The organism is Micromonospora sp. ATCC 39149 (assembly GCF_000158815.1).
Taxonomy (GTDB): Bacteria; Actinomycetota; Actinomycetes; order Mycobacteriales; family Micromonosporaceae; genus Micromonospora.
In genome coordinates this window covers 2,595,053-2,618,117 of record NZ_GG657738.1, presented here as the reverse complement: position 1 = coordinate 2,618,117, position 23,065 = coordinate 2,595,053, and the positions used below count along the sequence as shown (strand labels likewise).

The 23,065-nt window shown below is 68.8% G+C and carries 34 protein-coding genes and 1 pseudogene; 34 read left to right on the top strand and 1 reads right to left on the bottom strand.

Features of this window, described 5'->3' with window-relative positions; translation table 11 throughout:
- The 34 genes and pseudogenes from fusA to truA all read left to right on the top strand — a co-directional run.
- The coding region (gene fusA, locus MCAG_RS11000) for an elongation factor G (RefSeq protein WP_007073040.1) at positions 1-1,931 on the top strand (1,931 nt) is incomplete at its 5' end.
- A gap of 222 nt (positions 1,932-2,153) precedes the next feature.
- A pseudogene (gene tuf / locus MCAG_RS10995) lies at positions 2,154-3,349 on the top strand (elongation factor Tu).
- A 355-nt stretch (positions 3,350-3,704) separates the two neighbouring features.
- Entirely contained in the window at positions 3,705-4,013 is a 309-nt protein-coding gene (rpsJ, locus tag MCAG_RS10990) for a 30S ribosomal protein S10 (protein WP_007073037.1), read from the top strand.
- Between the two features lie 11 nt (positions 4,014-4,024).
- Positions 4,025-4,696 carry a 50S ribosomal protein L3 gene (rplC, locus tag MCAG_RS10985; protein ID WP_007073036.1) on the top strand — a complete coding sequence of 224 codons (672 nt, stop codon included), beginning with the start codon at positions 4,025-4,027 and terminating at the stop codon, positions 4,694-4,696.
- Positions 4,693-5,343, top strand: coding sequence for a 50S ribosomal protein L4 (gene rplD, locus MCAG_RS10980; protein WP_007073035.1), 651 nt, complete (start codon positions 4,693-4,695; stop codon positions 5,341-5,343). The genes rplC and rplD overlap by 4 nt, the downstream gene beginning before the upstream one ends.
- Positions 5,340-5,642, top strand: a complete 303-nt coding sequence (rplW, locus tag MCAG_RS10975) for a 50S ribosomal protein L23 (protein ID WP_007073034.1) — start codon at positions 5,340-5,342, stop codon at positions 5,640-5,642. Before rplD ends, rplW begins: the two co-directional genes overlap by 4 nt.
- A 12-nt stretch (positions 5,643-5,654) precedes the next feature.
- A complete protein-coding gene (gene rplB, locus MCAG_RS10970; protein ID WP_007073033.1) occupies positions 5,655-6,494 on the top strand; it encodes a 50S ribosomal protein L2 in 840 nt (279 codons plus the stop codon).
- Between the two features lie 12 nt (positions 6,495-6,506).
- Positions 6,507-6,788, top strand: a complete 282-nt coding sequence (gene rpsS / locus MCAG_RS10965) for a 30S ribosomal protein S19 (protein ID WP_007073032.1) — start codon at positions 6,507-6,509, stop codon at positions 6,786-6,788.
- A 40-nt stretch (positions 6,789-6,828) separates the two neighbouring features.
- The gene (gene rplV, locus MCAG_RS10960; RefSeq protein ID WP_007073031.1) at positions 6,829-7,287 is read left to right on the top strand and encodes a 50S ribosomal protein L22; all 459 of its coding nucleotides are present in this window, start codon (positions 6,829-6,831) and stop codon (positions 7,285-7,287) included.
- Positions 7,287-8,153: a 30S ribosomal protein S3 gene (gene rpsC, locus MCAG_RS10955; protein WP_007073030.1), complete on the top strand. Its 867-nt coding sequence runs from the start codon at positions 7,287-7,289 to the stop codon at positions 8,151-8,153. The genes rplV and rpsC overlap by 1 nt, the downstream gene beginning before the upstream one ends.
- A 3-nt stretch (positions 8,154-8,156) precedes the next feature.
- Complete coding sequence (gene rplP / locus MCAG_RS10950) at positions 8,157-8,582, top strand: 50S ribosomal protein L16 (protein WP_007073029.1); 426 nt, start codon at positions 8,157-8,159, stop codon at positions 8,580-8,582.
- Positions 8,582-8,818: a 50S ribosomal protein L29 gene (gene rpmC / locus MCAG_RS10945; RefSeq protein ID WP_007073028.1), complete on the top strand. Its 237-nt coding sequence runs from the start codon at positions 8,582-8,584 to the stop codon at positions 8,816-8,818. The genes rplP and rpmC overlap by 1 nt, the downstream gene beginning before the upstream one ends.
- Positions 8,815-9,096 (top strand): 30S ribosomal protein S17, encoded by a 282-nt coding sequence (gene rpsQ / locus MCAG_RS10940; RefSeq protein WP_007073027.1) that lies wholly within the window; start codon positions 8,815-8,817, stop codon positions 9,094-9,096. The genes rpmC and rpsQ overlap by 4 nt, the downstream gene beginning before the upstream one ends.
- Positions 9,097-9,193: 97 nt before the next feature.
- Entirely contained in the window at positions 9,194-9,562 is a 369-nt protein-coding gene (rplN, locus tag MCAG_RS10935) for a 50S ribosomal protein L14 (protein WP_007073026.1), read from the top strand.
- Positions 9,559-9,879, top strand: coding sequence for a 50S ribosomal protein L24 (gene rplX / locus MCAG_RS10930; RefSeq protein WP_007073025.1), 321 nt, complete (start codon positions 9,559-9,561; stop codon positions 9,877-9,879). The genes rplN and rplX overlap by 4 nt, the downstream gene beginning before the upstream one ends.
- On the top strand, positions 9,879-10,448 hold the full coding sequence (gene rplE / locus MCAG_RS10925) for a 50S ribosomal protein L5 (protein WP_007073024.1): 570 nt from the start codon (positions 9,879-9,881) through the stop codon (positions 10,446-10,448). The genes rplX and rplE overlap by 1 nt, the downstream gene beginning before the upstream one ends.
- Position 10,449: 1 nt before the next feature.
- Complete coding sequence (locus tag MCAG_RS10920; RefSeq protein WP_007073023.1) at positions 10,450-10,635, top strand: type Z 30S ribosomal protein S14; 186 nt, start codon at positions 10,450-10,452, stop codon at positions 10,633-10,635.
- Positions 10,636-10,753: 118 nt separating this feature from the next.
- Entirely contained in the window at positions 10,754-11,161 is a 408-nt protein-coding gene (gene rpsH, locus MCAG_RS10915; protein ID WP_007073022.1) for a 30S ribosomal protein S8, read from the top strand.
- Positions 11,162-11,177: 16 nt separating this feature from the next.
- A complete protein-coding gene (gene rplF / locus MCAG_RS10910) occupies positions 11,178-11,720 on the top strand; it encodes a 50S ribosomal protein L6 (protein WP_007073021.1) in 543 nt (180 codons plus the stop codon).
- A 79-nt stretch (positions 11,721-11,799) separates the two neighbouring features.
- Positions 11,800-12,177 (top strand): 50S ribosomal protein L18, encoded by a 378-nt coding sequence (gene rplR / locus MCAG_RS10905; protein WP_369751361.1) that lies wholly within the window; start codon positions 11,800-11,802, stop codon positions 12,175-12,177.
- 33 nt (positions 12,178-12,210) lie between these two features.
- Entirely contained in the window at positions 12,211-12,825 is a 615-nt protein-coding gene (gene rpsE / locus MCAG_RS10900) for a 30S ribosomal protein S5 (RefSeq protein WP_007073019.1), read from the top strand.
- A complete protein-coding gene (gene rpmD / locus MCAG_RS10895; RefSeq protein WP_007073018.1) occupies positions 12,825-13,007 on the top strand; it encodes a 50S ribosomal protein L30 in 183 nt (60 codons plus the stop codon). The genes rpsE and rpmD overlap by 1 nt, the downstream gene beginning before the upstream one ends.
- The gene (gene rplO, locus MCAG_RS10890) at positions 13,007-13,450 is read left to right on the top strand and encodes a 50S ribosomal protein L15 (RefSeq protein ID WP_007073017.1); all 444 of its coding nucleotides are present in this window, start codon (positions 13,007-13,009) and stop codon (positions 13,448-13,450) included. The genes rpmD and rplO overlap by 1 nt, the downstream gene beginning before the upstream one ends.
- Positions 13,451-13,684: 234 nt before the next feature.
- Complete coding sequence (gene secY / locus MCAG_RS10885; protein WP_007073016.1) at positions 13,685-15,013, top strand: preprotein translocase subunit SecY; 1,329 nt, start codon at positions 13,685-13,687, stop codon at positions 15,011-15,013.
- Positions 15,014-15,667: an adenylate kinase gene (locus MCAG_RS10880; protein WP_007073015.1), complete on the top strand. Its 654-nt coding sequence runs from the start codon at positions 15,014-15,016 to the stop codon at positions 15,665-15,667. It begins immediately after the preceding gene.
- An 89-nt stretch (positions 15,668-15,756) separates the two neighbouring features.
- On the top strand, positions 15,757-16,608 hold the full coding sequence (gene map, locus MCAG_RS10875; RefSeq protein ID WP_036373084.1) for a type I methionyl aminopeptidase: 852 nt from the start codon (positions 15,757-15,759) through the stop codon (positions 16,606-16,608).
- A gap of 401 nt (positions 16,609-17,009) precedes the next feature.
- On the top strand, positions 17,010-17,231 hold the full coding sequence (infA, locus tag MCAG_RS10870; RefSeq protein ID WP_007073013.1) for a translation initiation factor IF-1: 222 nt from the start codon (positions 17,010-17,012) through the stop codon (positions 17,229-17,231).
- 95 nt (positions 17,232-17,326) lie between these two features.
- Positions 17,327-17,440 (top strand): 50S ribosomal protein L36, encoded by a 114-nt coding sequence (gene rpmJ, locus MCAG_RS30610; RefSeq protein WP_076466651.1) that lies wholly within the window; start codon positions 17,327-17,329, stop codon positions 17,438-17,440.
- A 255-nt stretch (positions 17,441-17,695) separates the two neighbouring features.
- Positions 17,696-18,076 (top strand): 30S ribosomal protein S13, encoded by a 381-nt coding sequence (gene rpsM / locus MCAG_RS10865; protein WP_007073012.1) that lies wholly within the window; start codon positions 17,696-17,698, stop codon positions 18,074-18,076.
- Positions 18,077-18,203: 127 nt separating this feature from the next.
- The gene (gene rpsK / locus MCAG_RS10860) at positions 18,204-18,611 is read left to right on the top strand and encodes a 30S ribosomal protein S11 (RefSeq protein ID WP_007073011.1); all 408 of its coding nucleotides are present in this window, start codon (positions 18,204-18,206) and stop codon (positions 18,609-18,611) included.
- 14 nt (positions 18,612-18,625) lie between these two features.
- A complete protein-coding gene (gene rpsD, locus MCAG_RS10855) occupies positions 18,626-19,252 on the top strand; it encodes a 30S ribosomal protein S4 (RefSeq protein ID WP_007073010.1) in 627 nt (208 codons plus the stop codon).
- A 98-nt stretch (positions 19,253-19,350) separates the two neighbouring features.
- Complete coding sequence (locus tag MCAG_RS10850; RefSeq protein WP_007073009.1) at positions 19,351-20,373, top strand: DNA-directed RNA polymerase subunit alpha; 1,023 nt, start codon at positions 19,351-19,353, stop codon at positions 20,371-20,373.
- A gap of 34 nt (positions 20,374-20,407) precedes the next feature.
- Complete coding sequence (rplQ, locus tag MCAG_RS10845; RefSeq protein WP_007073008.1) at positions 20,408-20,974, top strand: 50S ribosomal protein L17; 567 nt, start codon at positions 20,408-20,410, stop codon at positions 20,972-20,974.
- Positions 20,975-21,044: 70 nt separating this feature from the next.
- Positions 21,045-21,875 carry a tRNA pseudouridine(38-40) synthase TruA gene (gene truA, locus MCAG_RS10840; RefSeq protein WP_007073007.1) on the top strand — a complete coding sequence of 277 codons (831 nt, stop codon included), beginning with the start codon at positions 21,045-21,047 and terminating at the stop codon, positions 21,873-21,875.
- Positions 21,876-21,913: 38 nt separating this feature from the next.
- Here truA and MCAG_RS10835 read toward each other — a convergent pair whose 3' ends face one another.
- Complete coding sequence (locus MCAG_RS10835; RefSeq protein ID WP_007073006.1) at positions 21,914-22,975, bottom strand: hypothetical protein; 1,062 nt, start codon at positions 22,973-22,975, stop codon at positions 21,914-21,916.
- Positions 22,976-23,065 lie beyond the last annotated feature (90 nt).

Below are 23,065 nucleotides of genomic sequence, written 5' to 3'. Positions count from 1 at the left end.
AGCAGGAGCGTGGTATCACCATCACCTCCGCTGCTACCAAGTGTGAGTGGAAGGGCCACACGATCCAGATCATCGACACGCCCGGTCACGTCGACTTCACGGTCGAGGTCGAGCGGTCGCTGCGGGTGCTGGACGGTGCGGTCGCGGTCTACGACGGCGTGGCCGGCGTGGAGCCGCAGACGGAGAACGTCTGGCGTCAGGCCGACAAGTACGACGTCCCGCGGATGTGCTTCGTCAACAAGCTCGACCGGACCGGCGCGGACTTCTTCCGCTGCGTCCAGATGATGATCGACCGGCTCAACGCCACCCCGCTGGTGCTCCAGATCCCGATCGGGCTCGAGGGCGACCACATCGGTGTCGTCGATCTGATCGGCATGCGTGCCCTCACCTGGCGCGGGGAGACCCAGAAGGGTGAGGACTACGCGATCGAGGAGATCCCGGCCGACCTCGCCGACGACGCCGCCGAGTGGCGCGAGAAGCTGATGGAGACCCTGGCCGACGTCGACGACGCGATCATGGAGAAGTACCTGGAGGGCGAGGAGATCTCCGTCGAGGAGATCAAGGCCGCCATCCGGCGGGCCACGATCGCCAGCAAGGCCAACCCGGTGCTCTGCGGCTCGGCGTTCAAGAACAAGGGCGTCCAGCCCATGCTCGACGCCGTGGTCGACTTCCTGCCGTCGCCGCTGGACATCCCGGCCATCGAGGGCACCGCGACCGACGGTGAGACGCCGCTGCAGCGGAAGCCGTCGAAGGCGGAGCCGTTCTCCGGTCTCGCCTTCAAGATCCAGACCGACAAGCACCTCGGTAAGCTCACCTACGTCCGGGTCTACTCCGGCGTGGTCGAGTCCGGGTCCCAGGTGGTCAACTCCACCAAGGACCGCAAGGAGCGGATCGGCAAGATCTACCAGATGCACGCCAACAAGCGGGAAGAGCGCGGCTCGGCCCAGGCTGGCGACATCATCGCGGTGCAGGGTCTCAAGCAGACCACCACCGGTGACACCCTGTGTGACCCGGCGAACCCGGTCATCCTGGAGTCGATGACCTTCCCGGAGCCGGTCATCGAGGTCGCCATCGAGCCGAAGACCAAGGCCGACCAGGAGAAGCTCAGCACCGCCATCCAGCGGCTGGCCGAGGAGGACCCGACCTTCCGCGTCAAGCTGGACGACGAGACCGGCCAGACGGTCATCTCCGGCATGGGCGAGCTGCACCTGGACATTCTGGTCGACCGGATGCGCCGCGAGTTCAACGTCGAGGCGAACATCGGCAAGCCGCAGGTGGCGTACCGCGAGACCATCCGCCGTAAGGTGGAGAAGGTCGAGTTCACCCACAAGAAGCAGACCGGTGGTTCCGGCCAGTACGCCCGGGTCATCATCAGCCTGGAGCCGCTGCCGCTGGACAACGACTCGCCGACCTACGAGTTCGCGAACGCCGTCACCGGTGGCCGCATCCCTCGGGAGTTCATCCCGTCGGTGGACGCCGGCGCCCAGGACGCCATGCAGTACGGCATCCTCGCGGGCTTCCCGCTGGTGGGTGTCAAGCTGACGCTGGTGGACGGTCAGTACCACGAGGTCGACTCGTCCGAGATGGCGTTCAAGATCGCTGGCTCGATGGCGCTGAAGGAGGCGGCCCGCAAGGCCGACCCGGCGCTGCTCGAACCGGTGATGTCCGTTGAGGTCACCACTCCCGAGGAGAACATGGGTGACGTCATCGGCGACCTCAACTCCCGCCGTGGCATCATCCAGGCGATGGAGGAGCGCAGCGGCACCCGCATCGTGAGGGCGCTGGTGCCGTTGTCGGAGATGTTCGGCTACGTCGGCGACCTGCGGTCGAAGACCCAGGGCCGGGCTAGCTACAGCATGCAGTTCGACTCCTATGCCGAGATTCCGGCCTCGGTGGCCAAGGAGATCATCGCCAAGGCGACTGGTGAGTGACGCTCGCCTGAGCTGATCCGATGAACCGGGGCGGGTCGCGGGAGGGAACTCCCGCCCGCGGCCACCTCGGTCGGGTTGTGTGAGACCGGGTCTGTAGGCTTCATCGCCGCAGAACCCACAAAAGCTCTCCGGTCGCAAGGCCGGAAAGGCTGTCGACAGAGTCCTAAGCGCCTACCTGGCGCGCCGGGGCGAACGAACCAAGAAGTCCACAGGAGGACACCAGTGGCGAAGGCGAAGTTCGAGCGGACTAAGCCGCACGTCAACATCGGCACCATTGGTCACATCGACCACGGTAAGACGACGCTGACGGCGGCCATCACCAAGGTCCTGCACGACCAGTTTCCGGACCTGAACCCGTACACGCCGTTCGACGAGATCGACAAGGCGCCGGAGGAGAAGGCCCGCGGCATCACGATCTCCATCGCGCACGTCGAGTACCAGACCGAGGCGCGGCACTACGCGCACGTCGACTGCCCCGGGCACGCCGACTACATCAAGAACATGATCACCGGTGCCGCGCAGATGGACGGCGCGATCCTGGTGGTGGCGGCGACCGACGGCCCGATGCCGCAGACCCGCGAGCACGTGCTGCTGGCCCGTCAGGTCGGTGTGCCGTACATCGTCGTGGCGCTCAACAAGAGCGACATGGTCGACGACGAGGAGCTCCTGGAGCTCGTCGAGCTCGAGGTGCGCGAGCTGCTCTCCTCGCAGGAGTACCCGGGTGACGACCTTCCGGTCGTCCGGGTCTCGGCGCTGAAGGCCCTCGAGGGTGACCCCGAGTGGACCGGCCGGCTCCTGGACCTGATGAACGCTGTCGACACCGCGATCCCGCAGCCGGAGCGCGAGACCGAGAAGCCGTTCCTGATGCCGATCGAGGACGTCTTCACGATCACCGGTCGTGGCACCGTCGTCACCGGTCGCGCGGAGCGCGGCATCCTCAAGCCGAACGAGGAGGTGGAGATCGTCGGTATCCGCGAGAAGTCGCAGAAGACGGTCTGCACCGGCATCGAGATGTTCCGCAAGCTGCTCGACGAGGCCCGCGCGGGTGAGAACGTCGGTCTGCTGCTGCGCGGCATCAAGCGCGAGGACGTCGAGCGCGGCATGGTGGTCGTCAAGCCGGGCACCACGACCCCGCACACGGAGTTCGAGGCTACGGTCTACATCCTCTCCAAGGAGGAGGGCGGCCGGCACACCCTTTTTCTTTTTTGAACTACCGTCCGCAGTTCTACTTCCGGACCACGGACGTCACCGGCGTCGTCACGCTGCCCGAGGGCACCGAGATGGTCATGCCGGGCGACAACACCACGATGACCGTGAAGCTGATCCAGCCCATCGCGATGGAGGAAAACCTCAAGTTCGCGATTCGGGAGGGTGGCCGTACGGTCGGCGCGGGTCGCGTCACCAAGATCGTCAAGTGAGCTGGGTAACCCCGATTAGCGTGGCCGCCGGTCGTGCGGCATACTAGTCAGGTTGCGTAACGGCAGTTCTTCGCCTGCGTCCGGCATCCGCTGGACCTCCGGGTCGTTGAACAGTCGCGCGTAGGGTGGTTGGTCTGCCCCTGGCGGCCAACCACCCTCGCACGGCGTTCGGGTCGCGGTCACGCGATCGGCGCCATTGACCCACCGCATGGTCAGCAGAGCTCCGGGGTCCCGGGGCGGAGCCTGGCCCGAGGGCGCGACACGCCCGACCGCGGGGGTCGGCGGAAGTGGGCCTGCACCAGCCGGTGCAGGCGCCCGCAACACAGCGGCATCGAGAGAAGGAACAGAAGCCACCATGGCGGGACAGAAGATCCGCATCCGGCTCAAGGCCTATGACCACGAGGTCGTCGACTCCTCGGCTCGGAAGATCGTCGAGACGGTGACGCGTACCGGGGCGCAGGTCGCTGGCCCGGTGCCGCTGCCCACGGAGATCAACCGTTTCTGCGTTATCCGCTCGCCGCACAAGTACAAGGACTCGCGCGAGCACTTCGAGATGCGTACGCACAAGCGGCTGATCGACATCATCGACCCGACTCCGAAGACGGTCGACTCGCTCATGCGCCTCGACCTGCCGGCTGGCGTCGACATCGAGATCAAGCTGTAGGGACCGGACAAATGGACAGGCAAGTCAAGGGGATCCTGGGCGCCAAGCTCGGCATGACCCAGGTCTGGGACAACAACAAGGTTGTACCCGTGACCGTGGTTCAGGCCGGCCCGTGCGTCGTCAGCCAGGTTCGTAGCGCCGAGAAGGACGGTTACTCCGCAGTCCAGCTCGCGTACGGCACCATCGACCCGCGCAAGGTCAAGAAGCCGGTCAGCGGGCACTACGCGAAGGCGGACGTGGCACCGCGCCGGCACATCGTCGAGCTGCGCACCACGGACGCCGCGGACTACTCGCTGGGCCAGGAGGTCACGGTCGAGCAGTTCCCGGCCGGCGTCACCATCGACGTCACCGGCAAGACCAAGGGCAAGGGCTACGCCGGCCCGATGAAGCGGCACGGCTTCCACGGTCTGCGCGCCAGCCACGGTGTCGAGCGCAAGCACCGCTCGCCGGGTTCGATCGGCGCCTGCGCCACCCCGGGCCGCGTCTTCAAGGGCACCCGGATGGCGGGCCGGATGGGTGGCGTGCGCTACACGGTCCAGAACCTGACCGTCCAGGCGATCGACACCGAGAACAACCTGCTGCTCGTCCGTGGTGCCATTCCCGGCCCGAAGGGCGCGCTGGTTCTGGTCCGCACCGCGGCCAAGGCCAAGGACAAGGTGAAGAAGGGCGGTGTGGCCAAGTGACCACCGTTGACGTCCTCAACGTCGAAGGTGCCAAGAGCGGCTCCGTCGAGCTGCCGGCCGGCATCTTCGACGTCCAGGCCAACATCGCGCTGATGCACCAGGTCGTGGTGGCCCAGCTCGCGGCGGCCCGGCAGGGCACGCACAAGGCCAAGACCCGCGGCGAGGTCGCCGGTGGCGGCAAGAAGCCGTACAAGCAGAAGGGCACCGGCCGGGCCCGTCAGGGTTCGATCCGCGCGCCGCAGTTCGCCGGCGGTGGCGTGGTCCACGGCCCGGTGCCGCGCGACTACAGCCAGCGGACCCCGAAGAAGATGAAGGCCGCCGCCCTGCGTGGCGCCCTCTCCGACCGGGCCCGCGCCGGCCAGGTGCACGTCGTCGAGGCGTTCGTCTCGGGCGAGAAGCCGTCGACGAAGGCCGCCCTGGCCACGCTGGCCAAGCTGACCGAGGCCCCCCGGGTCCTGGTCGTGCTGAGCAGCTCCGACGAGCTGAACTGGGTGTCGCTGCGCAACGAGCCGCGGGTGCACCTGATCGAGGCCGGCCAGCTCAACACGTACGACGTGTTGGTGGCCGACGACGTGGTCTTCACCAAGGACGCCCTGGACGAGTTCCTGGGTGTCCCGGCCGGGACCACCGAGGAGGGTGACAAGTGAGCACGATCGCCGATCCGCGTGACGTCATTATCGCGCCGGTCGTCTCGGAGAAGAGCTACAGCGAGCTGAACCGGAACTGGTACACCTTCCTGGTGCACCCGGACGCCAACAAGACCGAGATCAAGATCGCTATCCAGCAGATCTTCAACGTCCGCGTCCTGACGGTCAACACGCTCAACCGCGAGGGCAAGCGCAAGCGCACCAAGACCGGCTTCGGTCAGCGCAAGGCCACCAAGCGGGCGATCGTGAAGCTGGCTGACGGTGACCGTATCGAGGCCTTCGGCGGCCCGGTCAGCTGAGGGGTGTAGACAATGGCTATCCGTAAGTACAAGCCGACGACGCCGGGCCGGCGTGGCTCGAGCGTTGCCGACTTCGCCGAGATCACCCGGTCGACGCCCGAGAAGTCGCTGCTGGCTCCGCTGCCGAAGAAGGGCGGGCGTAACGCCCACGGCCGGATCACCACGCGGCACCACGGTGGCGGCCACAAGCGCCAGTACCGTCTGATCGACTTCAAGCGGGTCGACAAGGACGGCATCCCGGCGAAGGTCGCGCACATCGAGTACGACCCGAACCGCACCGCACGCATCGCGCTGCTGCACTACGCCGACGGCGAGAAGCGCTACATCCTCGCGCCGAAGGACCTGAAGCAGGGCGACGCGGTCGAGTCCGGTCCGGGTGCCGACATCAAGCCGGGCAACAACCTGCCGCTGCGCAACATCCCGGTCGGTACGACGATCCACAACGTGGAGCTGCGTCCGGGTGGCGGGGCCAAGCTGGCCCGCTCGGCCGGCGTCGGCATCCAGCTGCTCGGCCGGGAGGGCGCGTACGCGACCCTCCGCATGCCGTCCGGCGAGATCCGGCGGGTCGACGTGCGCTGCCGCGCCAGCATCGGCGAGATCGGCAACGCCGACCAGTCGAACATCAACTGGGGCAAGGCCGGCCGGATGCGGTGGAAGGGCAGGCGCCCGACCGTCCGTGGCGTCGCCATGAACCCGGTCGACCACCCGCACGGTGGTGGTGAGGGCAAGACCTCCGGTGGTCGCCACCCGGTCAACCCGCAGGGTAAGCCCGAGGGCCGCACCCGTCGTAAGGGCCAGCCGAGCGACCGACTGATCGTCCGCCGCCGCTACGCCACGCGTAAGCGCGGCTGAGGGAGATAAGACATGCCTCGCAGCCTGAAGAAGGGCCCGTTCGTCGACGACCACCTGCTCAAGAAGGTGGAGACGCAGAACGACAAGGGTTCGAAGAACGTCATCAAGACCTGGTCGCGGCGCTCGACGATCATCCCCGAGATGCTCGGCCACACGATCGCCGTGCACGACGGACGCAAGCACGTCCCGGTGTTCGTCACCGAGGCGATGGTCGGGCACAAGCTCGGCGAGTTCGCGCTGACCCGCACGTTCAAGGGTCACGAGAAGGACGACCGGAAGAGCCGCCGGCGCTGACGCCGCGGGCATACGGATAGAGGAACAAGGGGTTACAGCGATGCCAGGAAAGGGCGACGCTCCGGTGCTTCCGGGCGCGCGGGCGGTTGCGCGGCATGTGCGCATCTCGCCGATGAAGGCGCGCCGGGTGGTCAACCTCGTCCGCGGCCTGCCCGCGAAGGAGGCGCTCACGGTGCTGCAGTTCGCGCCGCAGGCTGCGAGCGAGCAGGTGTACAAGGTGCTCGCTAGCGCGATCGCCAACGCGGAGAACAACGAGCGGCTGGACCCCGATGCGCTGCTCGTCAGCGAGGCGTTCGTCGACGAGGGCCCGACCATGAAGCGGTTCCGGCCGCGGGCGCAGGGCCGGGCGTACCGGATCCGCAAGCGGACCTGCCACATCACGGTGGCGGTCGAGGCGGTCGCGCCGGCCGCGCCGAAGAAGCCGGCGGCGAAGAAGGCCGCCCCGGCGCAGCAGGCCGCGGCTGCCGAGACGGAGAGCAAGACGGAGGGCGCCGAGTAATGGGTCAGAAGGTTCACCCCACTGGGTTCCGGCTCGGCATCTCGACCGACTGGAAGTCCCGCTGGTTCGCGGACAAGCTCTACAAGGACTACATCGGCGAGGACGTCAAGATTCGCCGGATGATGTCCAAGGGTCTTGAGCGGGCCGGCATCTCCAAGGTCGACATCGAGCGCACCCGGGACCGGGTCCGCGTCGACATCCACACCGCGCGGCCGGGCATCGTCATCGGCCGCAAGGGCGCGGAGGCCGACCGGATCCGCGGCGAGCTGGAGAAGCTCACCGGCAAGCAGGTTCAGCTGAACATCATCGAGGTGAAGAACCCCGAGTCGGATGCTCAGCTGGTCGCCCAGGGTGTCGCCGAGCAGCTTTCCAGCCGGGTCAGCTTCCGTCGGGCGATGCGCAAGGCGATGCAGTCGGCGATGAAGAACCCGGTCTGCAAGGGCATCCGGGTTCAGGTCTCGGGTCGCCTCGGCGGTGCCGAGATGAGCCGCACCGAGTTCTACCGCGAGGGTCGGGTCCCGCTGCACACGCTGCGGGCCAACATCGAGTACGGCTTCTTCGAGGCCCGTACCACCTTCGGCCGAATCGGCGTGAAGGTCTGGATCTACAAGGGCGACGCGGTGCCGGGTCGGGAAACCCCGGCCGAGGCTCCGTCGCGCCCGCGCCGTGAGCGCGGCGACCGCCCCGAGCGGCCGCGCCGTGGTCGGTCCGGCTCGTCCGGCACGACCGCCGGTGGCACCGAGGCCGGTCGGGCTGCCGCGACCACGATCGCGCAGCAGGCCGAGACGCCGAGTGGCGAGCCGATCGATGCTGGTGCGGTCGCGTCGGCCGCTTCGACTCCGGCAGAAACGCAGCAGGAGGGCTGACAGATGCTGATGCCGCGCAAGCCCCCGAAGGGCTTCCGCAAGCCGCACCACCCGGACCGCCACGGTGCGTCCAAGGGTGGCAACCGCGTGGTGTTCGGCGAGTTCGGGATCCAGGCTCTCGAGCCGGCGTACGTGACCAACCGGCAGATCGAGTCGGCGCGTATCGCGATGACCCGCCACATCAAGCGTGGCGGCAAGGTCTGGATCTCGATCTTCCCGGACCAGGCCCTGACCAAGAAGCCGGCCGAGACCCGGATGGGTTCCGGCAAGGGCTCGCCCGAGTGGTGGGTCGCCAACGTCAAGCCGGGGCGGATCCTGTTCGAGATGTCCTTCCCCAACGAGCCGATCGCGCGAGAAGCGATGCGTCGCGCGATCCACAAGCTCCCGATGAAGTGCCGCATTGTTACGCGCGAAGTGGGTGAATCCTGATGGCAGCGGGCGTTAAGGCCTCCGAGCTGCGTGAGCTCTCCGAGGAGGAGCTGGTCACGAAGCTGCGCGAGGCCAAGGCGGAGCTGTTCAACCTCCGCGTGCAGGCCGCAACCGGGCAGCTGGACAACAACCGGCGGCTGCAGGTCATCCGTCGGGAGATCGCCCGGATCTACACGATCATGCGTGAGCGCGAGCTGGGTCTCTCGGCCGCGCCGACTGAGGTGACTGCATCATGAGCGAGAACGCGACCACCACCGCCGAAGCGCGGGCCCGCCGGAAGGTGCGTGAGGGGCTCGTCGTCAGCGACAAGATGGACAAGACCGTCGTCGTCGAGGTCGAGGACCGGGTCAAGCACGCGCTGTACGGCAAGATCATGCGCCGGACCAGCAAGCTGAAGGTGCACGACGAGCAGAACGCCGCCGGCATCGGCGACCGGGTCCTGATCATGGAGACCCGGCCGCTGTCCGCCACCAAGCGGTGGCGGCTCGTGGAGATCCTGGAAAAGGCCAAGTAGCGAAGGCTCGAGCTCGCCCGGCGTCAGTCGGGCGCAGGTTCCGCCAGGCTCCGGCTGCGGCAGGCGGCCGGAGAACCGGCAGACATAGGAGATAGACGTGATTCAGCAGGAGTCGCGACTGCGCGTCGCCGACAACACGGGTGCCCGGGAGATCCTGTGCATCCGGGTTCTCGGTGGCTCCGGTCGGCGCTACGCGAGCATCGGCGACGTCATCGTGGCCACGGTCAAGGACGCGATCCCGGGTGCCGGTGTGAAGAAGGGCGACGTCGTCAAGGCCGTCGTCGTCCGCACGGCCAAGGAGAAGCGGCGGCCGGACGGCTCGTACATCCGCTTCGACGAGAACGCCGCCGTCATCATCAAGGACGGTGGGGACCCGCGCGGTACCCGTATCTTCGGCCCGGTGGGTCGGGAGCTGCGGGACAAGCGGTTCATGAAGATCATTTCCCTCGCGCCGGAGGTGTTGTGACCGTGAAGGTCAAGAAGGGCGACACGGTCGTCGTCATCGCCGGCAAGGACAAGGGTGCCAAGGGCAAGGTCATCGCGGCCTACCCGAGGCAGGACAAGGTCCTGGTCGAGGGCGTGAACCGGGTCAAGAAGCACACCCGCATCAGCACCACCCAGCGTGGCGCCAAGACCGGCGGCATCGTCACCCAGGAAGCCCCGATCCACGTCTCCAACGTGATGGTCGTGGACTCCGACGGGAACCCGACCCGCGTCGGATACCGCATCGACGACAACGGCCAGAAGGTCCGCATCGCGCGTAGCACCGGTAAGGACCTGTGATGACCACGGCTACCGAAACCAAGACCATGCCGCGCCTCAAGGAGCGGTACCGCAACGAGATCGTGGCCAAGCTGCAGGAGCAGCACAGCTACGGCAACCCCATGCAGGTGCCGCGGCTGGTCAAGATCGTCGTGAACATGGGTGTCGGCGAGGCTGCCCGGGACGCCAAGCTGATCGACGGCGCCGTCCGGGACCTGGCCACCATCACCGGCCAGAAGCCGCAGGTGCGGCGGGCGACCAAGTCCATCGCGCAGTTCAAGCTCCGCGAGGGCATGCCGATCGGCGCGAAGGTCACCCTGCGCGGCGACCGGATGTGGGAGTTCCTGGACCGGCTGCTCTCCATCGCGCTGCCGCGTATCCGTGACTTCCGCGGTCTGGACGGGCGCAAGCTCGACGGGCATGGCAACTACACGTTCGGCCTGACCGAGCAGTCGGTGTTCCACGAGATCGACCAGGACAAGATCGATCGCCAGCGGGGCATGGACATCACGGTGGTCACGACCGCCACGACCGACGACGAGGGCCGGGCGCTGCTCAAGCTCCTGGGCTTCCCGTTCAAGGAGAACTGAGATGGCCAAGAAGGCGCTGATCCTCAAGGCGGCCGCGAAGCCGAAGTTCTCGGTTCGCGCGTACACCCGCTGCCAGCGGTGCGGGCGTCCCAAGGCGGTCTACCGCAAGTTCGGTCTCTGCCGGGTCTGCATCCGGGAGATGGCCCACCGCGGTGAGCTGCCGGGCGTGTCCAAGGCTTCCTGGTAAGGGCGACCGCGCCCCGGCTACCGGCCGGGGCCCCCTTGCACCGACTACGTATTGCTCTTCGCCGTAGGCCCGGGGCTGACCGCCCCGGGAACCCCGGCGAGAAAGGCTGACGAAATCCATGACGATGACCGACCCGATCGCAGACATGCTCACGCGTCTGCGTAACGCCAACCAGGCGTACCACGACCGGGTGACGATGCCCTACTCCAAGATCAAGGCGAACATCGCCGAGGTCCTGAAGACCGAGGGCTACATCGCCACCTGGTCGGTCGAGGAGCCCGAGGAGGGCGCCGTCGGCAAGCGACTGGTCGTCGAGCTGAAGTACGGCCAGAACCGCGAGCGGAGCCTGGCCGGCATCAAGCGCGTGTCCAAGCCCGGTCTCCGGGTGTACGCCAAGTCGGACGGGCTCCCGCGGGTGCTCGGCGGGCTGGGCGTGGCGATCATTTCGACGTCCCAGGGGCTGCTCACCGACCGGCAGGCCCGCAAGCGGAGCGTTGGCGGGGAAGTCCTCGCCTTCGTCTGGTAACGGGAGACAGGTAGAAATGTCGCGTATTGGACGTAAGTCGATCCCGGTGCCCGCCGGCGTCGACATCACGATCGACGGCCAGACCGTCAAGGTCAAGGGCCCGAAGGGCGAGCTCACGCTGACGCTCGCCGAGCCGATCACCGCCGAGCGGGCCGAGGACGGCCAGCTCCAGGTGAACCGGCCGAACGACGAGCGCAAGGCCAAGGAGCTGCACGGCCTGAGCCGGACCCTGGTCGCCAACATGATCGTCGGCGTGACCGAGGGCCACCGCAAGAGCCTGGAGATCGCCGGCACCGGTTACCGGGTCACGGCCAAGGGCAAGGACCTGGAGTTCGCGCTCGGGTTCTCGCACCCGGTGCTGGTTCCCGCGCCGGACGGCATCACCTTCACGGTGGAGAAGCCGACCGTGTTCCACGTGGCCGGCATCGACAAGCAGCTCGTCGGTGAGGTCGCCGCGAACATCCGGAAGATCCGCCCGCCGGAGCCCTACAAGGGCAAGGGCGTCAAGTACCAGGGCGAGGTCATCCGCCGCAAGGCCGGTAAGGCGGGCAAGAAGTGATCGCGGCCGTCAGCACCAGGGCGAGGTCATCCGCCGGCCGCGAGGCCGTGAGAAAGGCAGGTAAGAAGTGAGCGCCACGCTGCTCAAGCGTCGCCGCGGCGTCGCCGCCAAGCGCGCCGTCGGCCGTGCGCGTCGACACTTCCGGGTCCGCAAGAACGTCAGCGGCACCGCCGAGCGTCCCCGCCTGGTCGTCACCCGGTCGCTGCGCCACATCGTCGCTCAGGTGGTGGACGACACCAAGGGTCACACCCTGGCGTCGGCCTCGACCCTGGACGCGTCGCTGCGCGGCACCGAGGGCGACAAGAGCGCCCTGGCCGGCAAGGTCGGCGCCCTGCTCGCCGAGCGGGCCAAGGCCGCCGGCGTCTCGAAGGTCGTCTTCGACCGCGGTGGCAACCGGTACGCGGGGCGGGTCGCCGCGCTTGCCGACGCCGCCCGCGAAGCCGGGCTCGAGTTCTAGAAACCCCGTCACGAGAGAGAAGGAAGGCTGCTGATGCCAGGTCAACAGCGCCGTGGCGGCGGGTCCGGTGGCAACGAGGGTGGTCGCCGCGACAACCGCCGTGAGGGCGGCCGCGGAAACGCGCCCGTCGAGAAGACCCCGCACCTCGAGCGGGTCGTCGCGATCAACCGCGTCGCCAAGGTCGTGAAGGGTGGTCGTCGCTTCAGCTTCACCGCCCTGGTGATCGTGGGCGACGGCGACGGCACCGTCGGTGTGGGCTACGGAAAGGCCAAGGAGGTGCCCGCGGCGATCGCCAAGGGCGTCGAGGAGGCCAAGAAGCACTTCTTCAAGGTGCCGCGGATCGCTTCCTCGATCCCGCACCCGGTGACGGGTGAGGCCGCCGCCGGCGTGGTGCTGCTCAAGCCGGCCTCCGCCGGTACGGGTGTCATCGCCGGGGGTCCGGTGCGTGCCGTGCTGGAGTGCGCGGGCATCCACGACGTGCTCTCCAAGAGCCTCGGCTCGTCCAACCCGATCAACATCGTGCACGCCACGGTGGCGGCGCTGAAGGGGCTGGAGTCCCCGGAGGCCGTCGCGGCCCGTCGTGGCCTGCCGGTCGAGGACGTCGCGCCGGCCGCGATGCTCGCGTCGCGGGCGGGGGTGGCGTCCTGATGGCTCGCCTGAAGGTCACCCAGGTCCGGTCCGAGATCGGGACCAAGCAGAACCAGCGTGACTCGCTGCGTTCGCTCGGTCTCAAGCGGATCAACGACGTGGTGGTCAAGGAGGACCGGCCGGAGATTCGCGGCATGATCTTCGCGGTCAACCACCTCGTGAAGGTCGAGGAGGTCGAGTAATGACGATCAAGGTTCACCACCTGCGCCCGGCGCCCGGTGCCAAGACCGCGAAGACCCGCGTGGGTCGCGGTGAGGGCTCCAAGGGCAAGACCGCCGGCCGCGGTACCAAGGGCTCGAAGGCCCGCAAGAACATCTCGGCGGCGTTCGAGGGCGGGCAGATGCCCATCCACATGCGCCTGCCGAAGATGAAGGGCTTCAAGAACAAGTTCAAGGTGGTCTTCCAGGTGGTCAACCTGGACCGGCTTGCCGAGCTGTTCCCGAACGGCGGCCAGGTCGGCCCGCAGGAGCTGGTCGAGGCCGGCGCGGTCCGCAAGGGCCACCCGGTCAAGGTGCTCGGCACCGGTGACCTGAGCGGGGTGTCCCTCCAGGTGTCGGCGCACGCGTTCAGCGCGTCGGCCAAGGAGAAGATCGCCGCTGCGGGTGGCTCCGTCACCGAGCTGTAGGCCGTACCCGTGGCGCCCGCTCAGTTCTTCGTGGCTGGGCGGGCGTCTCGGTCTACCCCGGACGTGCGTGCCGGGTAATATCGGATTCGATTTATGTAGCCGGGCACACCTGCCCGGACCGGGACGGGGCTGTTAGGCTCCCATCCCAGCTATGGATATCGGGCGCTCGCCCGGCACCCACCCCGATCCGCCAGGGACCACCACCGGCGGCCCGCCTCGCGCAGGAGGAAGAAGTTGCTGTCCGCCTTTCTCAGTGCGTTCCGTACGCCTGACCTGCGCAAGAAGCTGCTGTTCACGGTAGGCATCATCGCGGTCTACCGGCTCGGCGCCACCCTGCCCAGTCCCGGTGTCTCGTACGGCAACGTCCAGAAGTGCCTCGACACCATCCAGGGCGCGAACACCGGGGTGCTGAACCTGCTGGACCTCTTCTCCGGCGGGGCGCTGCTGCAGCTCTCGGTCTTCGCGCTGGGCATCATGCCCTACATCACGGCGTCGATCATCCTGCAACTGCTCACTGTGGTCATCCCGCGGCTGGAGCAGCTCCGCAAGGAGGGCCAGGCCGGCCAGGCGAAGATCACCCAGTACACCCGCTACCTCACCCTCGGCCTGGGCATCCTCCAGTCGTCGGCGTTCGTGGCGCTGGCCCGCTCCGGGCAGCTCTTCAACAACCAGTGCGACCAGTTCCCGATCGTCCCCGAGGGCACCGGTATCCCGGACTGGCTGACGCTGACCATCCTGGTGATGACGATGACCGCCGGCACCGGCATGGTGATGTGGCTCGGCGAGCTGATCACCGACCGGGGCGTCGGCAACGGCATGTCGGTGCTGATCTTCACCTCGATCGCGGCCCGCCTCCCCAGCGAGGGCTGGCGGATCAAGACCCAGCAGGGTTGGGGCAAGTTCTTCCTGGTGCTGGCGCTGGTCCTGGTGGTCATCACCGCGGTCACCTTCATCGAGCAGGCGCAGCGTCGGATCCCGGTGCAGTACGCCAAGCGGATGATCGGCCGGCGGATGTACGGCGGCACGTCGACCTACATCCCGCTGAAGGTCAACCAGGCGGGTGTCATCCCGGTCATCTTCGGCTCGTCGCTGCTCTACCTGCCGCAGCTGGCGCTCCAGTTCTTCGACCAGACGAACCCGGGCAAGACCCAGGCCTGGATCCAGAACAACGTGGTCGACCCGTCGAGCCCGCTGCACATCGCGATCTACTTCCTGCTGATCATTTTCTTCACGTACTTCTACGTGTCGATCACGTTCAACCCGACCGAGGTCGCGGACAACATGAAGAAGTACGGCGGCTTCGTGCCGGGCATCCGCCCCGGCAAGCCGACCGCCGACTACCTCGACTTCATCCTCAGCCGGATCACCCTGCCGGGCGCGCTCTACCTGGGCATCGTCTCGGTCCTGCCGAACTTCTTCTTCATCTGGCTCAACAGTGAGCAGTTCCAGAACTTCCCGTTCGGCGGCACCGCTGTGCTCATCATGGTCGGCGTCGGTCTGGAGACCGTGAAGCAGATCGAGAGCCAACTCATGCAGCGGAACTACGAAGGGTTCCTGCGGTAGATGCGACTCGTTCTGGTTGGCCCGCCGGGGGCGGGCAAGGGCACACAGGCGGAGTTCATCGCTGCTCACCTCTCGGTGCCGAAGATCTCGACCGGTGACATCTTCCGGGCGAACGTCTCCCAGGGCACGCCGTTGGGTGTCGAGGCGAAGCGCTACATGGACGCGGGCAAGCTGGTCCCGGACGAGGTGACCATCAACATGGTCCGGGATCGGCTCGCCGAGCCGGATGCCTCGGAGGGCTTCCTGCTCGACGGGTTCCCCCGCACCACGCCGCAGGCCGCCGCGTTGGACAAGCTCCTCGCCGACCTGGGCACCGCCCTGGACCTGGTACTGGAGCTGGTCGTCGACGACGACGAGGTGATCCGGCGGCTGTCGGGCCGGCGCACCTGCCGGGGCTGCGGCAAGATCTGGCACGTCGAGTTCGACGCGACCACCCGGGACGGCATCTGCGACCGCTGCGGCGCCGACCTGTTCCAGCGCGATGACGACAAGCCGGAGACCATCGCCGCCCGGCTGCGGGAGTACGCCGAGAAGACCGCGCCGCTGGTCGACTACTACGGCGCCCAGGGCAAGCTGGTGGGGATCGACGCCACCGGCCCGGTGGAGGACGTGACCGTCCGCGCCATCGACGCCCTCCGCTCGTACGGCGGCTGACGAACGCCGGGGCTCCGGCGGATAGAGTGCGAGCAGCGGGGCACGTCCGACGTGCCCCGCCGCTCCGCGCGACGAAAGGTAACGGCTCCATGCGTCGTCCCCAGCTGGACATCCAGCTGAAGACCCCCGACCAGATCGAGAAGATGCGCGCCGCCGGCCTCGTGGTGGCCGAGGCGCTGCGTCGGATGCGGGAGGCGGTGGCCCCCGGGGTCAGCACCGCCGACCTGGACGCGATCGCCGAGTCGACGATCCGGGAGGCGGGGGCCGCCCCGTCGTTCAAGGGCTACCACGGCTTCCCGGCCTCGATCTGCTCCTCGGTCAACGAGCAGGTGGTGCACGCGATCCCCTCGCCGGGCCAGGTGCTCCGGGAGGGTGACCTGATCTCGATCGACTGCGGCGCGGTGCTCGACGGCTGGCACGGCGACGCGGCGATCACCGTCGGCGTGGGAGAGGTCGACCCGGCCTTGCTGAAGATGGCCGCCGTGGCCGAGGACGCGATGTGGGCCGGGATCGCCGCGGCGGCGCGCGGGGCGGCCAACGGTCGGGGACGGCTCACCGACATCTCGCACGCGGTGGAGAACGCGGTCCGCAAGGGGGGCCGGTACGGCATCGTCGACGGATACGGCGGGCACGGCATCGGCACCGAGATGCACCAGGACCCGCACGTGCTCAACCATGGCCGGCCCGGCAAGGGACCTCGGCTCGTGCCGGGCCTGGCGCTGGCCATCGAGCCGATGATCACCATGGGCTCGCCGCGCACGGTCGAGCTCGCCGACGGCTGGACCGTCGTCACCCGGGACGGCTCGATGGCGGTGCACGTCGAGCACTCGATGGCGCTGCTGCCGGACGGGGTCTGGGTGCTGACCGCGTTCGACGGCGGTCGGGCGCGTCTGGGTGACCTGGTCACCGCCCGCCAGCCCGCCGGCTCCCCGGCGGCCTGACCGCCGACCGCCTCGGGGTGTCACCCGGCGGGATCGTCCGCGCGGGGCCGGGGCGCGCACCGGCGGGGCTCGAATGCCCTCGTACGGGCGGCTGACGGCCGGCGGTGGGGTGCCTGGGTGCGGGGCGGGATGCGCGCGGCCCAACGGGTGATCTGGGTCACTCCGAGCGGTGGGCGGGGTGGGAAATACTCCGGTCGGGTGACTGCGTGGGTGGCCGGTTTGGCGACGGCACGCAGGCGGGCGTAGACTTTCTGATCGGCGCACAGCGTCCACTCCGGCATGCCCACCCGCGCTTCGGTGGGGCCGGAGCCGCGGCTGGCGCGGGCACCCGATCAACGTCGGGAGCCCGTGTAAGACGTTGTGGGCCGTCCGGAGTAACCGAAGTCAGGACAGCGGAGGACATGCCGAAAAAAGACGGAGCCATCGAGATCGAGGGTCGGGTCATCGAGCCCCTGCCGAACGCCATGTTCCGGGTGGAGCTCGCGAACGGTCACAAGGTGCTGGCTCACATCAGTGGCAAGATGCGTCAGCACTACATCCGCATCCTGCCGGAGGACCGCGTCGTCGTCGAACTCTCGCCGTACGACCTGACCCGCGGGCGCATCGTCTACCGCTACAAGTAAGCGACCTGACGACGGCCGGATAGTCCCGTGTCCGTCTTCGACGTCCGGCGTCGCGCGTCGTCGCGCCCCTGGGCCAGATGGGAAGTAAGGCAACCGTGAAGGTCAACCCGAGCGTCAAGAGGATCTGCAACAAGTGCCGGGTTATCCGCCGGCACGGCCGGGTCATGGTCATCTGTAGCGACCCGCGCCACAAGCAGCGCCAGGGCTGATCCAGCCCGGCCGACCGTGATCCACGGCCGGTCGGTCCGGTCCCGGCACCGCAGATCCACCCAACACATCATCAGCTCGTCCCAGCCGCGAGCGGTGCGCGTCGCGTACCCCTGCGTGGTTGACCCCCGGTCGGAGGCCGGGGCCCGCTCGGGCAGCGGTCGAACCTCCCGGCGCCACGGCGCCGGTCGGGCGACCGGAGTGGGGTGGGACGGGTGCAGACCTCCGCCAGAACACCACAAGGAGTACGCCCGCACATGGCTCGTCTAGTCGGCGTGGACCTCCCCCGCGAGAAGCGGATGGAGATCGCGCTCACCTACATCTTCGGGGTCGGCCGCACCCGTGCCCTGGAGACGCTCGCCGCCACCGGCATCTCGCCGGACAAGCGCGCTCGGGACCTCACGGACGAGGAGCTGGTTCAGCTCCGCGATCACATCGAGGCCAACTACAAGGTTGAAGGCGACCTGCGCCGCGAGGTCGCCGCTGACATCCGCCGCAAGGTCGAGATCGGCTGCTACGCCGGTATCCGCCACCGCCGTGGTCTCCCGGTGCGTGGCCAGCGGACGCGGACCAACGCCCGCACCCGCAAGGGCCCGAAGCGGACCGTCGCCGGCAAGAAGAAGCCCGGCAAGAAGTAGTTCTTAAACCGGAATTCTGGTCGTTCGCCGCCGAGGTAGGCCAGGCTCCAACCGGAACCGGTGTCTACGTAATCAACGGGCGAAGACCAGCAGCCGATCGAGAACCAATACAGGAGCGCACAGACTTATGCCACCGAAGGCTCGTGCCGGAGCCGCCGTCAAGAAGGTCCGGCGCAAGGAACGCAAGAACGTCGCCCACGGGCAGGCGCACATCAAGAGCACCTTCAACAACACCATCGTGTCCATCACGGACCCGACCGGTGCGGTCATCTCCTGGGCCTCCGCCGGCCAGGTGGGCTTCAAGGGCTCCCGCAAGTCGACCCCGTTCGCCGCGCAGTTGGCCGCCGAGGCCGCCGCGCGTCGGGCGATGGAGCACGGCATGCGCAAGGTCGACGTGTTCGTCAAGGGCCCCGGCTCCGGCCGGGAGACCGCCATCCGTTCGCTGCAGGCCGTCGGGCTGGAGGTCGGTCAGATCTCCGACGTGACACCGCAGCCGCACAACGGGTGCCGTCCGCCGAAGCGTCGCCGGGTCTGAGAGGTTAGAGAGAGATGGCTCGTTACACCGGTGCTGACTGCCGCCGTTGCCGGCGGGAGAAGATGAAGCTGTTCCTCAAGGGCAGCAAGTGCGATGGCCCGAAGTGCCCGTTCGAGTCCCGGCCGTTCCCGCCCGGGCAGCACGGCCGCGGCCGCACGAAGGAGACGGAGTACCTGCTCCAGCTCCGTGAGAAGCAGAAGGCTCGCCGCGTGTACGGCGTGCTGGAGAAGCAGTTCCGCGGCTACTACGAGGAGGCCGTGGCCAAGCAGGCCAAGACCGGTGAGGTCCTCCTGCAGATCCTCGAGTCGCGGCTGGACAACGTGGTCTACCGGGCCGGCTACGCCAAGTCCCGGGACATGGCGCGCCAGCTGGTCAAGCACGGTCACTTCACGGTGAACGGCAAGAAGGTCGACATCCCGTCGTACCGCGTCAAGGAGCACGACATCATCGAGGTCCGGGGCAAGAGCAAGGAGCTCACCCCGTTCATCGTGGCGCAGGCCGAGGCCGGCTCCAGGACGGTTCCGGCGTGGCTGGAGGCCATCCCGAGCCAGATGAAGGTGCTCGTGCACTCGCTCCCGGCTCGCCAGGTGATCGACACCCAGGTCCAGGAGCAGCTGATCGTCGAGCTCTACTCCAAGTAGTCGGGCTCGTTGCGGTGGTCCGCCCTGCGGGGCGGACCACCGGAACGGTTTGTGTCGTGGACGTCAAATAGCGGGCGTCCCGGAAGAGAAGAGAAGACATGCTCATCAGCCAGCGACCGTCTCTGTCCGAAGAGTCGATCAACGAGACCCGCTCCCGGTTCACCATCGAGCCGCTGGAGCCGGGCTTCGGGTACACCCTGGGCAACTCGCTGCGGCGCACGCTGCTGTCGTCGATCCCGGGTGCGGCGGTCACCTCCATCAAGATCGACGGCGTGCTGCACGAGTTCACCACGATCCCCGGCGTCAAGGAGGACGTGGTCGAGCTCGTCATGAACATCAAGGAGCTGTGCGTCAGCTCCGAGCACGACGAGCCGGTCAGCATGTACCTGCGCAAGCAGGGCCCGGGCGACGTGACCGCGGGCGACATCCAGCCCCCGGCCGGCGTTTCGGTGCACAACCCGGACCTGAAGCTCGCCACCCTCAACGGCAAGGGCCGGCTCGACATGGAGCTGACCGTCGAGCGGGGTCGCGGCTACGTGACGGCGGCGCAGAACAAGCAGGCCGGCGCCGAGATCGGCCGGATTCCGGTCGACTCGATCTACTCGCCGGTGCTGAAGGTGACGTACCGCGTCGAGGCGACCCGGGTCGAGCAGCGGACCGACTTCGACCGGCTGATCATCGACGTCGAGACCAAGCCGTCGATGGGCCCGCGCACCGCGCTGGCCTCTGCCGGTTCGACGCTTGTGGAGCTCTTCGGGCTGGCCCGGGAGCTGGACGAGACCGCCGAGGGCATCGACATCGGGCCTTCCCCGCAGGACGCCCAGCTGGCGGCGGACCTGGCCCTGCCGATCGAGGAGCTGGACCTCACCGTCCGCTCCTACAACTGCCTCAAGCGCGAGGGCATCAACTCCGTCGGTGAGCTGATCGGGCGCACCGAGGCCGACCTCCTCGACATCCGCAACTTCGGCCAGAAGTCGATCGACGAGGTCAAGATGAAGCTGGCCGGGATGGGTCTGGGGCTGAAGGACTCGGCCCCGAACTTCGACCCGGCGCACGTCGTGGACGCCTTCGGTGAGGCCGACTACGACACCGACGACTACCGCGAGACCGAGCAGCTCTAGTCCCCGCTGCCGCCACACCTGAGGAGCACCAAGCATGCCCACGCCCACCAAGGGCCCCCGCCTCGGCGGCAGCCCCGCGCACGAGCGGCTGATGCTGGCCAACCTGGCCACCGCGCTGTTCCAGCACGGCAAGATCCAGACCACCGAGACGAAGGCCCGGCGGCTGCGTCCGCTGGCCGAGCAGCTCATCACCAAGGCCAAGCGGGGCGACCTCGCCTCCCGCCGCCGGGTGCTGGGCGTCGTCAAGGACAAGGACGTGGTCTACACCCTGTTCGACCAGATCGCGCCCCGGTACGCCAACCGGCCGGGCGGCTACACCCGGATCGTGAAGACCGGTCCGCGCAAGGGTGACGCCGCTCCGATGGCGATCATCGAGCTGGTCGAGGAGCTTCAGGTCGCCGAGCCGAAGGCGAACAAGAAGACCGCCGCCCGCAAGGCCGCGCAGCAGGACAAGGTCGAGGCGCTGGCACCGGCCGAGGAGACTCCGGAGCCGGCCCAGGCCGACCAGGACTCCGAGGCGCCGGTGTCGGCGTCCGGTGACACCGCCGCTGCCCGCGAGGACAGCGACGAGGCCGCCGAAGGCACCGAGAACAAGGCCTGAGCAGCGGCAGCATCGTCGGGCCCGGCATCCCTTCCTGGGGTGCCGGGCCCGAACCGTGAGGAGGTACGAGGTGGACGAGCGGGTCAGGCTGCGGCTGACCGTCGCATACGACGGCACCAATTTCTCCGGCTGGGCGGCCCAGCCGGCCCGGCGGACGGTGGCCGGCGTGCTCACCGGGACACTTGATCTGGTCCTCGGTGCGGGGGTGGCGACCGGGCTGACCGTGGCCGGGCGGACCGACGCCGGGGTGCATGCCACCGGTCAGGTCTGCCACCTCGACCTGCCCGCCGCCGTGTGGCGCGAGCACGAGGGCCGGCTGCTGCGCCGGCTGGCCCGGCTGCTCCCCACCGACGTGCGGGTGCGGGCGATGACCGAGGTGCCGGCGGACTTCGACGCCCGGTTCTCGGCCACCTTCCGCCGCTACGAGTATCGGGTGACCGACGCACCCTTCGGCGCCGAGCCGCTGCGCCGGCACGAGGTGCTGGCCTGGCCGAAGCCGCTCGACCCGGCCCTGCTCAACGCCGCCGCGGCGGGGCTGGTGGGGGAGCACGACTTCGCCGCGTACTGCCGGCGGAAGGAGAACGCCACCACGCTGAGGGAGGTGACCCGGCTGGACTGGCGGCGCGACCCGGGCGGCCTCCTGGTCGCCACCGTGCAAGCCGACGCGTTCTGTCAGGCAATGGTGCGCAGCCTGGTCGGTGCGATGTTGGTGGCGGGGGACGGGCGACGCCCGGTGGACTGGCCGGGCAGCCTGCTCACCCGGCGGGAGCGGTCCAGCGAGGTGACGGTGGCCCCGGCGCACGGGCTCACGCTGGTCGCCGTCGGCTATCCCGACGACCCCGCCGAGTACGCCCGCCGCGCCGACCTGACCCGCCGGCTCCGCGTCCCCACCGGGGGCTGAACGCGGGCTCCTCACGGGAGGGCCCAGCGCCGCGCCCGTCAGTCGTTCTCGGCGTCGCCCTCTTCGCGGTCGTTGGGGCTGGTCGTCGGCTGGCCGGCGGTGCCACCGGTTGCCCGGCGTTCCAGCACGCCCTTGGTGAGGTGCAGCTCGATCAGGTCGAAGAGGATCTCGCGCACCTTCGGGTCGGCGGCCTTCACCGGTTCGCCGTCGGCGCGGACCACGAGGCAGTACGCGAGGTAGTGGCCGCGTACCTGCCAGCCGACCCGGGCCGGTGCCTCGGTCAGCGCCTCGGTGCCGTCGCCGGCCGGTAGGCCACGGAACCGGCCCTGCCGCTCGTCGAGCAGTTGCCGGAGGCGGTCCCGGACGCGCTGGGCGGTGGCCTTGTCGGTCAGGTTGAACAGCCCGGCGGTGAGCAGGTGGTCGCCGTCGGGGGAGCGTAGGCTCGCCCGGACCACCTGGTTGCAGCCGAGCCGGACGAGCAGGTCCGCGACCTCGCCGGCGGCGGCGACCACGCAGCTTCCGCTGGACTGGCTCTTGAGCACCTCGTACGGCTCCTCGCCGTCGCCGACCGTGACGTTCTGGCCGGGGAAGACCTCCTTGGCCGTCAGCGGCGCCGCGTCGGTGTCCCGGGAGTCGATGTCCTGCCGTACGGTCGTCGATGGCGACGGGGCGGCGGCCGGCGGGCTCGGCGCGACCTGGGGTTCGGAGGCCCGGTCGGCCAGCAGCGCGGCACCGCCGAGCCCGCAGAGGGCGAACAACGCCAGGACCGCCGCGCCGCCGAACATCACCTGCCAGAGCCGGCCGCCGTTGCGGTTGTCCGGGGCCCGTCGGGACCGGGGCAGGTGCAGCGGCTGCATGGTGGCGTACCCCGCCGACGGGGCGGGGCGGGGGGCGGCCGGCGGCGGCGCGGTGGCCGGCGGCGGGGGCGGAGCGGACGCGGGCAGCGCGATCCGGCTGGTCCGGGGCAGCGACGGCGTCGGGAACCGGGACGGCGCGGGCCCGGTGCGGGCGGGCGGGTGGCCCCAGGCCACCGACAGGTCCGACCCGGGGCGGGGGTGCCCCTCGAAAGCGTCCTCATCGGACTCGTACCGATACACCATGTCACCCAGAGTAGGGGCTATTATCCCTTTAGGGGGTAATACCCCGAAACTGCGGCGCGGCCCGCCCCGCCTGCGGCGAGCCCGGCGCGG

Excerpts from the sequence above, each read along its gene's own strand:
- rpsJ (WP_007073037.1), top strand. The coding sequence starts at position 3,705 with ATGGCGGGACAGAAGATCCGCATCCGGCTCAAGGCCTATGACCACGAG.
- rplC (WP_007073036.1), top strand. The coding sequence starts at position 4,025 with ATGGACAGGCAAGTCAAGGGGATCCTGGGCGCCAAGCTCGGCATGACC.
- rplB (WP_007073033.1), top strand. The coding sequence starts at position 5,655 with ATGGCTATCCGTAAGTACAAGCCGACGACGCCGGGCCGGCGTGGCTCG.
- rpsS (WP_007073032.1), top strand. The coding sequence starts at position 6,507 with ATGCCTCGCAGCCTGAAGAAGGGCCCGTTCGTCGACGACCACCTGCTC.
- rplV (WP_007073031.1), top strand. The coding sequence starts at position 6,829 with ATGCCAGGAAAGGGCGACGCTCCGGTGCTTCCGGGCGCGCGGGCGGTT.
- rpsC (WP_007073030.1), top strand. The coding sequence starts at position 7,287 with ATGGGTCAGAAGGTTCACCCCACTGGGTTCCGGCTCGGCATCTCGACC.
- rplP (WP_007073029.1), top strand. The coding sequence starts at position 8,157 with ATGCTGATGCCGCGCAAGCCCCCGAAGGGCTTCCGCAAGCCGCACCAC.
- rpmC (WP_007073028.1), top strand. The coding sequence starts at position 8,582 with ATGGCAGCGGGCGTTAAGGCCTCCGAGCTGCGTGAGCTCTCCGAGGAG.
- rpsQ (WP_007073027.1), top strand. The coding sequence starts at position 8,815 with ATGAGCGAGAACGCGACCACCACCGCCGAAGCGCGGGCCCGCCGGAAG.
- rplE (WP_007073024.1), top strand. The coding sequence starts at position 9,879 with ATGACCACGGCTACCGAAACCAAGACCATGCCGCGCCTCAAGGAGCGG.
- MCAG_RS10920 (WP_007073023.1), top strand. The coding sequence starts at position 10,450 with ATGGCCAAGAAGGCGCTGATCCTCAAGGCGGCCGCGAAGCCGAAGTTC.
- rpsH (WP_007073022.1), top strand. The coding sequence starts at position 10,754 with ATGACGATGACCGACCCGATCGCAGACATGCTCACGCGTCTGCGTAAC.
- rplF (WP_007073021.1), top strand. The coding sequence starts at position 11,178 with ATGTCGCGTATTGGACGTAAGTCGATCCCGGTGCCCGCCGGCGTCGAC.
- rpsE (WP_007073019.1), top strand. The coding sequence starts at position 12,211 with ATGCCAGGTCAACAGCGCCGTGGCGGCGGGTCCGGTGGCAACGAGGGT.
- rpmD (WP_007073018.1), top strand. The coding sequence starts at position 12,825 with ATGGCTCGCCTGAAGGTCACCCAGGTCCGGTCCGAGATCGGGACCAAG.
- rplO (WP_007073017.1), top strand. The coding sequence starts at position 13,007 with ATGACGATCAAGGTTCACCACCTGCGCCCGGCGCCCGGTGCCAAGACC.
- MCAG_RS10880 (WP_007073015.1), top strand. The coding sequence starts at position 15,014 with ATGCGACTCGTTCTGGTTGGCCCGCCGGGGGCGGGCAAGGGCACACAG.
- map (WP_036373084.1), top strand. The coding sequence starts at position 15,757 with ATGCGTCGTCCCCAGCTGGACATCCAGCTGAAGACCCCCGACCAGATC.
- infA (WP_007073013.1), top strand. The coding sequence starts at position 17,010 with ATGCCGAAAAAAGACGGAGCCATCGAGATCGAGGGTCGGGTCATCGAG.
- rpsM (WP_007073012.1), top strand. The coding sequence starts at position 17,696 with ATGGCTCGTCTAGTCGGCGTGGACCTCCCCCGCGAGAAGCGGATGGAG.
- rpsK (WP_007073011.1), top strand. The coding sequence starts at position 18,204 with ATGCCACCGAAGGCTCGTGCCGGAGCCGCCGTCAAGAAGGTCCGGCGC.
- rpsD (WP_007073010.1), top strand. The coding sequence starts at position 18,626 with ATGGCTCGTTACACCGGTGCTGACTGCCGCCGTTGCCGGCGGGAGAAG.
- MCAG_RS10850 (WP_007073009.1), top strand. The coding sequence starts at position 19,351 with ATGCTCATCAGCCAGCGACCGTCTCTGTCCGAAGAGTCGATCAACGAG.
- rplQ (WP_007073008.1), top strand. The coding sequence starts at position 20,408 with ATGCCCACGCCCACCAAGGGCCCCCGCCTCGGCGGCAGCCCCGCGCAC.
- MCAG_RS10835 (WP_007073006.1), bottom strand. The coding sequence starts at position 22,975 with ATGGTGTATCGGTACGAGTCCGATGAGGACGCTTTCGAGGGGCACCCC.